This window comes from Paradevosia shaoguanensis (assembly GCF_016801025.1).
In the GTDB taxonomy this organism is placed as follows: Bacteria; Pseudomonadota; Alphaproteobacteria; order Rhizobiales; family Devosiaceae; genus Paradevosia; species Paradevosia shaoguanensis.
Genome location: NZ_CP068983.1, coordinates 760,802 through 775,181, shown reverse-complemented (window position 1 = coordinate 775,181; position 14,380 = coordinate 760,802). Strand labels below are relative to the sequence as shown.

The 14,380-nt window shown below is 59.4% G+C and carries 15 protein-coding genes and 1 riboswitch; of the genes, 9 read left to right on the top strand and 6 right to left on the bottom strand.

From position 1 onward, the window contains the following. Positions 1-85: 85 nt before the first annotated feature. On the bottom strand, positions 86-1,291 hold the full coding sequence (gene metZ, locus JNE37_RS03610; RefSeq protein ID WP_203065339.1) for an O-succinylhomoserine sulfhydrylase: 1,206 nt from the start codon (positions 1,289-1,291) through the stop codon (positions 86-88). A 39-nt stretch (positions 1,292-1,330) separates the two neighbouring features. Beyond that, positions 1,331-1,409, bottom strand: a riboswitch (SAM riboswitch). Between the two features lie 251 nt (positions 1,410-1,660). Between metZ and JNE37_RS03605 the strand changes: the two genes are divergently transcribed. The 3 genes from JNE37_RS03605 to JNE37_RS03595 all read left to right on the top strand — a co-directional run bounded on the left by JNE37_RS03605 (position 1,661) and on the right by JNE37_RS03595 (position 4,625). Beyond that, on the top strand, positions 1,661-2,776 hold the full coding sequence (locus JNE37_RS03605; RefSeq protein WP_182398177.1) for a 2'-deoxycytidine 5'-triphosphate deaminase: 1,116 nt from the start codon (positions 1,661-1,663) through the stop codon (positions 2,774-2,776). Between the two features lie 194 nt (positions 2,777-2,970). Then, entirely contained in the window at positions 2,971-4,038 is a 1,068-nt protein-coding gene (locus JNE37_RS03600) for an NAD(P)-dependent alcohol dehydrogenase (protein ID WP_203065338.1), read from the top strand. A 281-nt stretch (positions 4,039-4,319) separates the two neighbouring features. Continuing rightward, entirely contained in the window at positions 4,320-4,625 is a 306-nt protein-coding gene (locus tag JNE37_RS03595) for a hypothetical protein (RefSeq protein ID WP_246513489.1), read from the top strand. Positions 4,626-4,679: 54 nt separating this feature from the next. On the opposite strand, the gene JNE37_RS03590 is transcribed toward JNE37_RS03595, so the two are convergent. Beyond that, positions 4,680-5,567, bottom strand: a complete 888-nt coding sequence (locus JNE37_RS03590) for an AraC family transcriptional regulator (RefSeq protein WP_203065337.1) — start codon at positions 5,565-5,567, stop codon at positions 4,680-4,682. Between the two features lie 218 nt (positions 5,568-5,785). Between JNE37_RS03590 and JNE37_RS03585 the strand changes: the two genes are divergently transcribed. Beyond that, entirely contained in the window at positions 5,786-6,697 is a 912-nt protein-coding gene (locus JNE37_RS03585) for a bifunctional GNAT family N-acetyltransferase/nucleoside diphosphate kinase regulator (protein WP_203065336.1), read from the top strand. 20 nt (positions 6,698-6,717) lie between these two features. Here the strand turns inward: JNE37_RS03585 and JNE37_RS03580 are convergent, their stop codons facing one another. After that, complete coding sequence (locus JNE37_RS03580; RefSeq protein ID WP_203065335.1) at positions 6,718-7,101, bottom strand: VOC family protein; 384 nt, start codon at positions 7,099-7,101, stop codon at positions 6,718-6,720. 103 nt (positions 7,102-7,204) lie between these two features. Next, complete coding sequence (locus JNE37_RS03575) at positions 7,205-7,699, bottom strand: cupin domain-containing protein (RefSeq protein WP_203065334.1); 495 nt, start codon at positions 7,697-7,699, stop codon at positions 7,205-7,207. 94 nt (positions 7,700-7,793) lie between these two features. On the opposite strand from JNE37_RS03575, the gene JNE37_RS03570 reads away from it, so the two are divergent. Beyond that, complete coding sequence (locus tag JNE37_RS03570; RefSeq protein WP_203065333.1) at positions 7,794-8,327, top strand: YcxB family protein; 534 nt, start codon at positions 7,794-7,796, stop codon at positions 8,325-8,327. A gap of 150 nt (positions 8,328-8,477) precedes the next feature. Here JNE37_RS03570 and JNE37_RS03565 read toward each other — a convergent pair whose 3' ends face one another. Further along, positions 8,478-9,761, bottom strand: a complete 1,284-nt coding sequence (locus JNE37_RS03565) for a sialidase family protein (protein WP_203065332.1) — start codon at positions 9,759-9,761, stop codon at positions 8,478-8,480. 552 nt (positions 9,762-10,313) lie between these two features. On the opposite strand from JNE37_RS03565, the gene JNE37_RS03560 reads away from it, so the two are divergent. The 3 genes from JNE37_RS03560 (at position 10,314) to JNE37_RS03550 (ending at position 13,253) form a co-directional block, all read left to right on the top strand. Further along, entirely contained in the window at positions 10,314-11,264 is a 951-nt protein-coding gene (locus tag JNE37_RS03560) for an amidohydrolase family protein (protein WP_203065331.1), read from the top strand. A 235-nt stretch (positions 11,265-11,499) separates the two neighbouring features. Next, positions 11,500-12,264 (top strand): metallophosphoesterase family protein, encoded by a 765-nt coding sequence (locus JNE37_RS03555; RefSeq protein ID WP_203065330.1) that lies wholly within the window; start codon positions 11,500-11,502, stop codon positions 12,262-12,264. Positions 12,265-12,548: 284 nt separating this feature from the next. Beyond that, a complete protein-coding gene (locus tag JNE37_RS03550) occupies positions 12,549-13,253 on the top strand; it encodes an outer membrane protein (protein WP_203065329.1) in 705 nt (234 codons plus the stop codon). Positions 13,254-13,645: 392 nt separating this feature from the next. Here JNE37_RS03550 and JNE37_RS03545 read toward each other — a convergent pair whose 3' ends face one another. Beyond that, positions 13,646-13,879, bottom strand: coding sequence for a hypothetical protein (locus JNE37_RS03545; RefSeq protein ID WP_203065328.1), 234 nt, complete (start codon positions 13,877-13,879; stop codon positions 13,646-13,648). Between the two features lie 108 nt (positions 13,880-13,987). Between JNE37_RS03545 and JNE37_RS03540 the strand changes: the two genes are divergently transcribed. Beyond that, a complete protein-coding gene (locus tag JNE37_RS03540; RefSeq protein ID WP_203065327.1) occupies positions 13,988-14,257 on the top strand; it encodes a hypothetical protein in 270 nt (89 codons plus the stop codon). Positions 14,258-14,380: the final 123 nt, after the last annotated feature.

Genomic DNA, 14,380 nt, shown 5'->3' with positions numbered 1-14,380 from the left:
AACGGCTTTCGCCGGCAAGTCTTCTTGGCGGCGCAGAGGAGTGAGGAAGCCCGGGGCGCAGGACCCCGAGCCTCTGTCCAAAGGCCTAGATCTGGTCCAGCCCGTAAGCCAGGTCCTTGATCAGGTCGTCCGCATTCTCCAGCCCCACCGAGATGCGCAGCACGCCCGGAGTAATCCCGCTTTCAAGCCGGATTTCCTCGGTCAGTCGCTGGTGGGTCGTCGTGCGCGGGTGGGTGATGATCGACTTGGCGTCGCCCAGATTGTTCGAGATCAGGATCACCGCCAGCGAATCCGCCAGCTTGAACGCCGCTTCCTGACCACCCTTGACCTCGAATGCCACGAGCGTCGAGCCTGCCTGCATCTGGCGCTTGGCCAGTTCGTATTGCGGGTGGCTCTTGTGGTGCGGATAGATCACGCGGTTGACCTTGGAGTGATCACCCAGGAAATCGGCGATCCTGGCTGCGCTCTCCGTCATGTGCCGCACGCGCAGCGGCAGCGTCTCGAGGCCCTTGAGCATGATCCAGGCATTGAACGGGCTGATCGACGGTCCCGTCTGGCGGATGAACGTGTGGACGTCGCCCGTGATCAGTTCCTTGCTGCCCAGGATCACCCCGCCCAGCGCCCGACCCTGGCCGTCGATATGCTTGGTGGCCGAATAGGTCACCAGATCCGCGCCGAGCTTGAGCGGGCTCTGCCAGAGCGAGGTGGCAAAGACGTTGTCGACAATGAGCTTGGCTCCGCCCGCATGGGCAATCTTGGCCACGGCCTCGATGTCGACCAGTTCAAGCGTCGGATTGGTCGGCGTCTCGATGAACACCACCTTGGTGTTCGGCCGCATGGCCTTGAGGAAGTTCTCGGGATCCCGTCCATCGACCAGCGTCGAGGTCACGCCCCAGCGCGGCATGAAGTCTTCCACCACGAACCGGCAGCCGCCGAAAAGCGCGCGCGACGCGACGATATGGTCGCCGGCGCGCACCTGGCTCTGCACCGCGGTCGTCACCGCCGCCATGCCGGTCGCCAGCGCCCGCGCATCCTCGGCGCCTTCGAGCAGCGCCATGCGCTTCTGGAACGTGTCGACGGTTGGGTTGGAGAAGCGCGAGTAATTGTGTCCGACGATCTCGCCCTTGAAGAGCTTCTCGGCATAGGCGGATTCCGGATAGGTGTATCCGGATGTCATGTAGATGGCTTCGGACGTCTCGTTGAACTGGCTGCGCTCGATACCGCCATGAACGAGTGCGGTTTCGGCGGAGCGGTTCTTGGGGTCGAAGAGGGGGTTGTCCTGCTTGCTCATGGCAATAGTCCCGACAAAATAAAAAGAGCCGGCGCGAGTGGCCAGCTCCCTACGGTTCCTTTAGCAACTTGTTTTAGGTGGCTGCAATCAGACCGGCCAAATCACCACCGCGCCGGTTGTGTTATGCCTGTTGAACGCATGCGTCAATTGCGCATTGCCCAGGCGCGGCAACAGCGCGCGGGGTATGGAATGCGATCGCGCCGGCAGGTCTCCCTCCCCCTTGTGGGGAGGGGACAGGGGTGGAGGTAGCACGTGCTCCACTCCCTCAACCCACCACTCATTCCCGCCTCCCCCCTTGCGACAAGGCCCGCTAGGGGGGTATCCACATCCTCCACACCGGGAAAACCCGGCATCTGCAGGCGGGAACCAATGACCAACCAACAAAGCTGGCCACAGGGCATCTTCACCGCCCGCCTCATCGAAGAGCTTGCCGCCCAGGGCGCCATTACGCTTGCGCGCCCGTTCGATGCCGATCAGGTCCAGCCTGCCAGCCTCGATCTGCGCCTGGGCGAAGTCGCCTACCGCGTCCGCTCCAGCTTCCTGCCCGGTCCCGACCATACTGTTGCCGAGCGGATTGCCGAGCTGACCCTCCACGAGCTCGACCTCACCGATGGCGCCGTGCTCGAACGCAATTGCGTCTACCTGGTCCCGCTGCTCGAAACGCTGGACCTGCCGGCCGAGGTCAGCGCTGCCGCCAATCCCAAGAGCTCGACCGGCCGCCTCGACGTCTTCACCCGCGTCATCGGCGATCGCGCCCGCGGCTTCGATATCCTGCCCGCGGGCTATTCCGGCCCGCTCTTCCTCGAAATCAGCCCGCGCACCTTCCCGGTCCGCGTCCGCACCGGCTCGCGCCTCTCCCAGATGCGCTTCCGTTCCGGCGAGACGCGCCTGTCGGTCGCCGAGCACAAGGCGCTCCACGCCGCCGAAACCCTCGTCTTCGATGCCAACGAGGAAGTGGGGGAGGGCGTGGCCCTTTCCATCGACCTCAAGGGTGCCGAGCGCAACGGCCTCATCGGCTTCCGCTCCAAGCGCCACACCGCCGTCATCGATGTGGACAAGAAGGACGCCCTCGACGTGCTCGACTTCTGGGAGCCGCTTATCAATCGCGGCTCCGATGAATTCATCCTCGATCCCGACGAGTTCTACATCCTCGTCAGCCGCGAATCCGTGCACGTGCCGCCCGATTTCGCCGCGGAAATGGTGCCCTTCGATCCCTTGGTCGGTGAATTCCGCGTGCACTACGCCGGCTTCTTCGATCCCGGCTTCGGCCACTCTGCCGCCGGCGGTACCGGCAGCCGCGCCGTCCTCGAAGTCCGCAGCCGCGAGGTCCCGTTCCTCCTCGGCCACGGCCAGACCATCGGCCGCCTCGTCTACGAACGCCTCGCCGAGTCCCCCGATCGCCTCTACGGCGCTGGTCTTGGCTCGAACTACCAGGCCCAGACCCTCAAGCTCTCCAAGCACTTCCGGCCCTATCCGGCGGTGTAGGGTGCCACGGAAGTAGCGTCCCCCGGCGAAGGCCGGGCCGCTATGGACGCGCAATTCGCTTCCGCAGCGACGCACCCCCCATCATATCCCTTGATCGTCATCTACCGATGGCTATGCTTCCTCTGCCCGGGTCGCGTCCTCCGACGCTCCACAACCGGGCTTCCATCCGAACCAGCAGTTACAGGGAGAAAGTCATGCCGCATGCATTGGCCTATGGCGCCAAGTCGGCCACGACCCCGCTCGTGCCCCTCACCATCACCCGCCGCGATCCCGGCCCGACCGACGTGCGCATCGATATCGTCTATTGCGGCGTCTGCCACTCGGATCTGCATACGGCGCGCGGCGAATGGGGCGGCGTGAAATTCCCCGCTATTCCCGGCCATGAGATCGTCGGTAAGGTCATCGCCGTCGGCGACAAGGTCGAAAAATTCAAGGTCGGCGATACGGTCGGCGTCGGCTGCATGGTCGATTCCTGCCGCGAATGCGCTTCGTGCCGCGAAGGCCTCGAGCAATATTGCGAGGCCGGCAATATCGGCACCTACAACGCCCCCGACAAGCATCTGGGCGGCCACACCTTCGGCGGTTACACCTCCGAGATCGTCGTCGATCAGGATTTCGTCCTCTCGATCTCCAACAGGCTCCCGCTCGATGCCGCCGCCCCGCTGCTCTGCGCCGGCATTACCCTGTGGTCCCCGCTCGTCCACTGGGGCGCCGGCCCTGGCAAGAAGGTCGGCATCGTCGGCCTGGGCGGCCTCGGCCATATGGGCGTCAAGCTCGCCAAGGCGCTGGGTGCCGAGGTCGTGATGTTCACCACCTCGCCTTCAAAGGTCGCCGATGCACAGAAGCTCGGCGCCCATGAAGCGGTAATCTCCACCGACAAGGAGGCCATGGCTCGCCACAAGCGCAGCTTCGACCTCATCATCAACACCGTCTCGGCCCCGCACGACCTCGACCTCTACATGGCGCTCCTCAAGCGCGATGGCGCCCAGGTCCTTGTCGGCCTGCCCTCGACCCCGCACGATCCCATCAAGGTCGGCCGCATGATCGGCAACCGCCTGACCCTGGCCGCCTCCACGATCGGCGGCATCAGGGAAACCCAGGAAATGCTCGATTTCTGCGCCGAGCACGGCATCGTCTCGGACATCGAAACCATCGACATCCAATCCATCAACGACGCCTACGAACGCATGCTCAAAGGCGACGTGAAATACCGCTTCGTCATCGACATGGCTTCGCTCAAGAACGGCGCTAAGGCCGCGTAAGGCAGATGAGATGATGCCGGCATGCATTGCCTGTCGGCATCATCGACGCCTTTTCGCCCGCCGTATCGGAAATTGAACAAGAATAGGCGACGCAAGGGCCAAGCTTTTCGTCTTGAAGAGTACGCCATCCGAACCGGATATAGCCTGAATTCTCTACCCGTTCTGCTAGTCTACAGAATAGCCTGGCCACCAGGTTTTCGCTAATTTTCCTCCTGCGGCGATCATAGTCAAAGCGCAGTATAGGAGCGAATATGAGGGGGCTGCGGATAGCAGTATGGTCAATGGCGATAGCCCAGGTCGTTTTGTTGACGGCCACAGGCGCAAACGCCATCGACAGACGGGTAAAGATCATCAACAACACCGGATACACGATCGAGCAGTTCTACGCTTCATCCGTCGGCCAGGATTCCTGGGAGGAAGACATCCTGGGCCGCGACGTGCTCCCGTCCGGATCGTCGGTGGTCATCAACGTCGACGACGGGACGGGCTACTGCAAGTATGACTTTCGCGCAGTATTTGAAGACGGCGACGTCCTCGACAAGAGCAACGTGAACGTCTGCGAGATCGGCTCTTTCACCTACAACTAGGCATCTCGCCGTCTAAATGGAGCTGACCAGGCGCTGACGCGCCTGGTCAGCTCTCTATTTCAGCGGCAGAAACAGGTCCACGACGACCTCGTAGGCCTGCACGTTGGCCACCGGAGCGAGTTGCCGTCGCGCGTGGATCGGGAAATCGCGTGCCTCTTCCCCGCTTTGCGGAAGCCATTCGCGATAGAGGTACAAGGCAGCGGGTTCGAGGTTGGTGCTATTGCCCGGATAGCGCAGCACCGCGCAGCGTCCCCCTGGAATGGTGCCCGCCTTCATCGGTGAATCTTCTGTCCCGATGGACCGGTCGGTGCCGACGCAAAGGTCCACGCTGTAATCCTCGGGCGCTGCCGGCTCCCGTTCTGAGCGGAACACCATGAAGCTCGACCGCTCGGTTTCGGGCGATAGCCCGGCCGCCTTGCACCATGCCCTGAAGCGGTCCGCGCTTTCCCGGAATTTCGCGCGGTCGCCCCGGTGGGCCAGGATGGCCACCGGAATGTCCGGCATATTGAGTATCGCGACGTCGTTCTTTTCGAAAATGATCTGCATGACTTTGTCTCTCGCATTGTCCAGGGGCCCGAAGGCCGAAAGCCACGAAGACCAGTCAGGTGATTTCCTGAAAGCCGAAGGCGATTGCGCAAGCCGTTGCCGAAAGGCGCGGGCAAACGCATCCGGTGCGTCATATCCGGCATCCATCGCTATGGACGTGACGCTGGGCGTTCCGCCGCAGGCGAGGGCCTGCGACGCGCGTTTCAGGCGAGCCAGCTGAACATAGCGATGCACCGACAACCCGAAGGTTGCCGAGAACTGCCGGTGGAAGTGGAACTTCGAAAAGGCCGCAACCTGGCTGAGCGTCGCCAGATCCAGCTCATCATCGAGATGAGTGTCGACATAGTCCAGGACCCGTTGCATCCGAGCCTGGTAATTTCGTTGTGCGGCGGTCATCGCATTCCCTTCGTGGCACGCCATCTATGCGCCCGACGACCCCAGCCTCGCTCGTCCGATCTTGCTATGTTGGAGCTGCAAGCCACAGCACCATCTGCGCCGACCGCGCTCCTCCGCTGGCCTTCACGGTCGGATCGTTGCTAAGATGCGCTTTTGCGAAAGAACCAGCACGGCACCGACCGTGACAGGCTTTCATTCTAGCGACCAAGGTAGCGAAGATGAACAAGCCTTTTGTTTCGTTGCGTCCGGAGATCACCCGGTCACACGCACTGATCCTGATGGACTGGCTGGAAGATGAGCGAGTCACCCGCTACCTGAGCGATTCACGCAGCGTATCCGGGTTCATCGCGCAGGCCATAGACCGAACTCAGATGCCGATCCTGACGCACCTGTTCAACCAGGGTGGCCGCTTCTTCATGGCCTACGATCGAAACGACTGCCCCGTCGGCTTCGTCCGCCTGGTCAAGACGGGACCTGATTGTGAAATCGTTCTCGTCATCGGAGATCATGACACCTGGGGTCGCAGGCTCGGCGCAAGCACGATCCGTGAAGGCCTGAAGCTCGCCTTCCTCGACATGCGCGCCGAGACCGTCATCGCCAAGATTCACCCGGACAACACGCGCTCGCTGAAGGCTTTTCAGCGCTGCGGTTTTCTGCTCAAGGGCGAAACGCCGACGCTCCAGTCGCTGCATATGACCTCAGGTCGGTATCTGCGCCTTCTCCGTGAAGGAGTCATGGCAACTTCTGCCGACATCTACATCACGGAGATGGACAAGGCCCGCCTCCAGAGCCTGATCGAGTTCGAGCAAGGGCCGGCACTTGTCGACCTTGAGCACGAGATCGAAAGAGCCATTGTCGTCGATCCCCAGCAGGTCGCGCCGGATGTCGTGACCATGAATTCCAGGGTCGCGCTGCAGCTGGACGACGAGGAAAAGGAAGTGGCCCTCGTCTATCCTGAAGACGCCGACGAACGCTCCGGGAAACTCTCGGTCCTGTCCGACGTGGGCGCCGCAATCCTCGGCTATCAGGAAGGCGACGCCATCGACTGGATGGTCTCGGATCGCACGCGGCGCATTCTGATCGAGCGGGTGATCTACCAACCGGAATCCTCCGGCCATTTTCACCTCTAGGTCCTTCGGGAAGCTGGCTATCAAAGCTCCTCCGCGATTTCCCACACATTGCCTGAGGGATCTGCGAAAGCCGCAGTACGGCGGCCCCAAGGACGATCAATCGGCCCATTGAGAAACGCAACACCCTTTGCGACCAGCTCAGCATGAGCTGTTCGGCAGTCCTCGACCTTCACGGTGAACATCACCCTGGGGCCATCCTTGGGAGTGCCGACTGTCTTGGGGGCAACCAGTTCGGGCGCATTCTCGATACGCAAGAGGTTCACCGCCATCCCCGCAAACCGCAGGACCGCGCCAGCCTTGTCCTCGAAGAGCACGTCCGGCGCGAACACGTCTTCATAGAACTTCCTGGCACTGCCCAGATCGTCGACAAAAAGCGTCACGACTTCCATCGCTGCCGGCAACATCGTTCATCCTCCTGCTGGTGGTCCCCATCGGACCACACAGCTGGTCGAAGAGGCGCGCGGCTTTTCGACATCCACCTGACTTCGCTCGCGAGTGCCCAAGGAGCTACTCATCGGTGTCCTCGCCCTCCCAATAGCCGAGCGGCGTCAGCCTGCCGCCTTCCTTGAAGGTGCCATCATAGCGATGAAACCCCGAGAGGCCGACATCCACGCGGACGCGGCCGCTGTCCGGATACTCGATCACCTCCGCATTGGTATTGTTCGACACCGCCAGGTAGCGCAGCGGCTCGCTGCCGGTATTGATGAGTTGATGCGCCGCCCCTGCAGCCGGAGCCCCGAGGCAATCACCCGCCCGCACGGGAATTCGATCATCGCCGAACCGGTATTCCCCCTCTCCCGACAGAATGAAGAACATTTCATCGGAGGTGTGATGGCGATGGAAAGGCATGGAAGTCTTCCCGGGCGGAACGACGAGATAGTTCGCGCCGAGCGCCTTGAGACCGAGAGCCGTCCCGATTTCCGCGTATTCGTTAGCGAAGCGGGTGCCCTTGTTTTCGGATTTAAGCGGCAGCCTATCAAGATTGACGACAGCTTCAGCCATAAGTGCAACTCCTACCCAATCGACCGTGACAGCTTTCGGAAGTGTCCGGCAAAGGCAATTGACATGATAGCGCCTGAGCGGTTCTGGTGACCCCATGGCTACCTCCGCACTTCCGCCCTCCGTCTCCTTTACCATCACCGCCGAGGACTATGCGAACGCCTTGCGCCTGCGCATGCGCCGCTACTGGCTCAAATCGACCCGCATCAGGGTGTTCGTCGCGGCCGTCGTCGTGGCATGCATCCTGGCCTTCACCATTGCGGGCTTCGATTCAGTGCCCGGCAGCCTGGCCATCGGGGCCATGCTAGGCCTGATTGGCCTGAGCGCCTGGCTTGTGATCGGCTACTTCGCCCTTCTGCCGCGACAGGCGCGCAAGATCTATGGCCAGCAAAAGACCATGCAGCATCCCGTCGAAGCATCCTGGAACAGCGAAGCTTATTCCGCTGCGACGGCCGTGGCCTCGAGCACCGTCCCTTGGGGCGAATACCATGGCTGGAGCGCCGACGAGACGATGATCCTTCTCATGCATTCGCCGGTGCTTTTCCAGATGATCCCACGGCATGCGCTGAATGCCGCGCAGGCCGCGGACCTGACCGAGCGCCTCAAGCAGTCCGGCTTGCGCAATATCTAGGTCGCTAGCGGCGGTTTTTGCGGCCATGACCCGGTCACATCAAGGCCGCATGCAACCAGAGCCAGCCTTCGGTACGTCGATAGCTCACGACCCACGACTGCAAATGCTCACAGGCCGCAGCCGTCAGTTTTCTGGCGGGCACGCCGCGCGCTAATAAACGAGTCCACGGAAATCTCTTACCCGATGAAAGGATATGAAATTTCCATTGTGCGCATTTGCTGCCCGCTCATCGCCTGACCGGCTCAACACCACCAAATCATCGCCTGCTATGGCCATGCTGGCGTAGTGTCGAGCCTCTTTAGGCGAGTTCGTCATCGACACTATGCCAGCAAAGCACCAGTCAATGCAGTTCTTGGAAAAGTGCAGCTGCAGGCGATGGCGCTCGCCATTTGGCAGGTTGTAGCGGTCTGGCGGCAGGCATTCTGCTCGCGTCATGCTATCGGTAGATTGCGAGCTCAACAGCCAGTACAGCCGCTGCTTTTCGTCAAATAGAATGTGAAACTTCATCTGCCCGCCAGGACAGGGAACGAACGTCATTGTCTTTCCCGACGGCGCGTTCACCAGCGACGTGGTCATGGTTCCGTCGTCGTTCTCAACCACCTTGGCAATTGCGGCGTAGCCCGTGCCATGGGTATTGGCGCGAGCCCACAAATGAAAGGTGCGCCCCGCTGGATCATGAAAGTAATGATCTTTGTCGGTGAACTGCACCACGTTAGTTTCCAGCCAGCCTATGGGGTGTAGCCATCTTGTTGTATTTGCGGTGAGAGAAACTTTTTCACCACGCACTGCGCTGAAGAAAGGAACACCAAAATAGTTCAGATCGTCGTCGTGAATTTCGTCACGAAAAACCAGCTCGGAGGCGAAAGTCCAATTCTCCCTTAGCGTCAGGTCGTCGCTCACTTTGCCTCGCATCAAAACGGGGGCCATGACACTGCATGGCCAACCGTTCATGGCAGCGGTTATCCGCTCCATGACGAGGTAAACATTGCCGTTGGCATAATGCACATTGCTGGGCGCCTGATGCCAGGTTTCGCTTTCCGTCAGGATTGCCGTCTTGTTCCAGGTTTCTCCCTCGTCATCAGATCGCATGATGCACAAATAGTTGCAGTGCCCGATGACATATAGCGACTGGCCGGCAAGGAACGGTCGCGCATGCATGAACGGAAAATCCGTTTTGTGCGTCCATGTCCTGCCTTGGTCATCTGAAACGAATACTTTTCCGAACCACTCCTGTCCGTGCTCGATGATTTGTTTTGGTCCGGGCAGATTTCCAATCCCAGAGCCGCTCAAATCCAAAGTCGCCACGAGACGTCCGCTCGGAAGCGCAACTATACCGGGGCTGTAAGTGTAAATATTGTTCGGGTCTGGAGATTCGTACACTCGCACAAAATCATTAGCCAAAGGCCTCACTCGGAATTGTTCTGCGCCTGCCATTCTGAACCTCTGTGCTAAACCAAAACCGACGTACCTCAGTCCACCGGCGCAGTGCCTGCGCATGACAGAATGACACTGAGCGGCAATGTGGCACCCTGAAGTATCGTTCATCATCGCGGAACGATGTTCGTTTATTCGGTAAGTCTTGCTGAAATGAGTGCTGCGGTCAATAACGGTCGGTTTGGGTCGACCGTCTGTGCTCCGTACCTGGCCAGCGGGGCAGTCTCGGCCTGGTTGGCCTCTGCGCCTGGCTCGTGATCGGCTATTCCGCCCCTCTGCCGCGGCAGGCACGCAAGATGACGCTCTACGATCCACCAGAACATTGAGGTCGTCCCTTGGTGGTTGATGCCGGCCACCCGACCGCTAACGGCCACCTTTGAGGATCTGCAGGTTCACCGGAACGACCGGGAACTGCCATAGTCACGCGTCGCTGCTGCAGCGCTATGCCCAATGTGGTTGTTTGCCCAGGACGTGGAACATCCCAAAAAAGCAGTCATTGACTCGTCGGCGGCCGCGATGTTGTTCTGGCCCGGTATGCCAGCGGGGACAAACATGACATTTGAAGCCGCGCTCGCCAATCACGACCGCGAAGCTCTCATTGCGTGTCCCAAAAGCGAACTTCATACACACGCAACTCTCGGCGGAAGCCGCAGCTTTGTCCGTGAGAGGACGGGCATCGACGTTGTTCCCCTCGATCGCGTTTTGGCCTCCATGGACGAGATGCACGAATGGGCAAGTGCCAACCGGATCGGCGAGGCCTTTCCCGGCGCTACCGGACGAATGCTGGCACTCGAAGCAACATTCGTGCAGGCTAAAGACGACGGTGTTACGCGCCTTGACGCTGGGGAAGATGCCTGGGCACTAACCCTTTGGAATGGGAACGCCCTGGCACTCACTCAGGCCATGCGGGAAATCCACGAGCGCGTAGCACCCGAAATCGAATGGATCGCCCAACTGGGACTATCTCGGCATTGTCCAGTCGACGCTCTCATAAGTTGGACAGAGCCGTTGTTGGAGACAGGCTCCTATCGAAGCATCGACCTCTACGCAGACGAACTGGCTCAGCCCATCGGTGTGTTCAAGCCCATCTATAGAGCAGCCCTCGCAAAAGGCCTTCGGTTGAAGGCTCATGTGGGAGAATGGGGAGCCGCGGACGATGTTTGGCAGGCGGTCGAAGAATTGGAGCTCGATGAAGTGCAGCATGGGATTGCGGCAGCGGAATCGCCCGCGGTCATGCGCTTCCTCGCGGATCATCAAATTCGGCTCAACATCTGTCCGACGTCCAACGTAATGCTTGGCCGGGTCGATAGCATCGCCAACCATCCAATCAGAACACTCCACGACGCCGGCGTCATCGTCACGGTCAATACAGATGACATCCTCATGTTTGGCTCAAGTGTTTCCGAGGAATATATCCGGCTCTACGAGGCCGGCGTCTTCTCCACTGCAGAGTTGAACCAGATCAGGTTGAATGGCTTGACGGATCCGATCGTCGTGCGATGAGTGCCTTGCGCCTCATCTCGCTCGCTCGCCCCTGCGGCCATGCAACAGGTGAAGCTCGCGAGGCAGCTATGTCGTTCTTCACGCGGCAAACATCTAGCAGCTCATGAAAAGGATGGAGCCACGGCTCGGCAACTGGCCACGTAAGGTCAGCTGATGTTGATCGGCTGCGGCGGCTGGTCAGATCGCGGAACATCGATACTATCCGGCGCTAGGAAGTCAAAAAGGATAGGGGCTCGTGATCCATCAACGAGACGATGACCGGATCGCGATTATTTCTGACGTGCACGGCAACTTGACAGCACTGGAAGCTGTGCTGGAACACATCCAGGCGTCAGGAATTACCCGCATTTTCAATCTTGGCGATCTGGTGGGCAAAGGCCCACGTTCGGCAGCCGTCGTGGACCTCTGTCAGACTGTTTGCGAGGTCACGGTCCAAGGGAACTGGGACGCGGAAATCCCTGCGGCACGCGATCCAACATGGCTGCCGGGCATTTGGCATCGCCGTCAGCTTGGACCAGAACGCCTAGCCTACCTTGCGGACTTGCCCGGAAGTTTCGACTTTCTTATCAGCGGAAAGAGCGTGCGACTGTTCCACGCCAGCGCAGCGGGAATTTTCAATCGGGTCTATGAGACGGATAGCCGTGATCAGCATCGTGCCATGTTCGCCAATACCGAGTTTACTGGTTCAGCGTCAGAGCCGGACATTGTCGGCTATGGAGATATTCATACACCATACATCCTCAGTTTTGAGGGGCGTACGTTGTTCAATGTAGGCAGCGTGGGCAATCCACTGGACGCGCCGCTTGCATGTTACTGCATCCTGGAGGGCTCCTACGGCTCCGCTGAGCCAACGCCGTGGTCATTGAACGTCGTCCGAGTTCCCTACGACATCGAGGCGGAAGTTGCTGCCGCGACGATTAGCGCCATGCCGGACCTGCCGCACTACGTTGGCGAGTTGCGCACTGCCATTTACCGCGGGCGAACTGTGGTCGAAGCGTAGAGGCTAGTTGCAGTTCCGGTATCGGTTGATGCCCACCCTCGGCGTTTTTCGCGCCCGGCCATCATGCGAATTGCTCGCGCGCGAGCAGGGAGTCTTGCGCGTCCGCTACGCCACCAGCTCTATCCATCAACCGATGTGTATTCGGCTCTCTCTTTTAGCCGAGGTCTGCAATGGGGTGGGGAGCGGACAGGCGGCTATCGGCATGGAGAGGCAGTTGGGCTTTTCATTTTTTCTTGACGACTCATGTAGTTAGCGACAATTTCGCGCGATTATTTGGGGGCGTCATGAAGAAAATTGCTGTTGTTGCCGCTTTTGCCGCTTTGCTAACCTCCGGAGCTTTGGCTCAGGACCGCGGCGTGGTTTCTGTACCGACGCCGGCTGGTATGGAGCCCGTCCTTGACTGGACAGGCCCCTATGTTGGCGTCTTTGGAGCGGCATCTCAGGGCCAGTCGAGGTCTGTGTTCGAAATTCCTGGCCCGCCCTCGCTTACATACATCAAAAACAACGATAAGAGCACCGGCCTGGCTGGCGTACAAATTGGCTACGACCATCAGGTCAATTCGTTCGTGTTTGGTGCGGTCGCTGATATCGCCCTGTCGGGCTTCGAAGTGGGCTATAGAGACCCATTCCTCGGCGTGGAATACAGCTCGAAGCTTGAGTATCTCGGCACCGTTCGCGCGCGTGCTGGCTTCCTTCCGACCGACAGCCTTTTGATCTACGCCCACGCTGGCCTTGCTTACGGACGCTTTGCTCCCGTACTCAACGGAGGCCTCGTTCCGGTCCCTGATCTGCGGGCCGCCAATCGCATTGGCTGGACCGCAGGTGTCGGCCTTGAATATGCTATCACCCGAAATATTTCGGTCCAGGCTGAATACTCTTATACTGACTTTGGGACTGCGACAGCAATCGATGCTGCCATGCCGACCGCTCCAGCAACGGAAAGTCTGAAACTGCAAACCGTGAAGGCCGGCATTAACTTCAGATTCTGATTGGCAGAGCCAACTGAGCACCCCACCGTTACCGCTGCCTTCCCGTTTGCGCTGTCGAAATCTCTAGTCATCCCAAAAAGAAACCAAGGCTCCTGCTGATGGCTTTGAAAGGGTCTGCTTTTTGACCCTGGGAAGAATTGGGTGAACGACTGCTATGAGGTCGAAACCGGTCATCGGATATCGAAGCGCAGTAGACCGACGTCGGAAGATGCCCACGCCCTGAACGCCGCGCCGGCAGCGGACCTGACTGAACGCCTCGAACGGTCCGGCCTGCGAAATATCTAGCCCACCCTCGGCGTTTTTCGCGCCCGGCCATCATGCGAATTCCCCGCCGAACCCGATCTTGACGCCATCGCGCTTTTCCAGCACAAGAAGCGCGTCGCGGGTGTAGCTCAATGGTAGAGCAGCAGCTTCCCAACGCGAAAATCAAGCAAAATCAAATGCTTAACCGCAGTAAGTGTCGCGGAAACGGGTGGCTTTTCCTTCCTGTGGTCTTTAGGAAAAGCTGGGGCAGGCGACATGGAAACCCCACCAGTTTCGGAATTAATTCCAGCCGATTTCCACGAAAAATACACCAGCAGATAGTGGTTCCTGGCGACTGTATGCGCTCCCAGTAGCGTGCCCATGGTGGAATTCCTCGGGAAAGTCGTGGTCTTCGACTCTAGATAGCCGTTGTCTTGCACAAGCAGGGCAGGGATGCCGGTCCCCGTCAACATGATCACTAGGAGATCGATATGACGGAAAAAGCTAAGGGCAAAGCGGCTGTTGGTTCCGGGGAGGCCATTGAAGCGGCTATTGCTGAGGGGAAGGTTCTGATTGATCAGGGCAAACCCAAGATCGAGGCTGCGATGGCTATCTATACGAAGCTGGAAAATGAGCCCCAAGAGGTAGTGGTAAAAGCCTTCATCGAAGGTGCTAACCTAACGGAAAAGGGTGCATTGACCTACTGGTACAACTGTCGGCGGAAGCTGGCTAAGCAGAAGCTTGTACAAAGGTCTACGTAATGGGTTATGCAACCGACATTCGTCGAGCTTCCTGTGCCCTGCACAGGAAGCAGACCAAACAAAATGTCAGATCGCAAAGCAAGTAGAATAAGAAATAATATAAATCCGTAAAAGTTGTATATG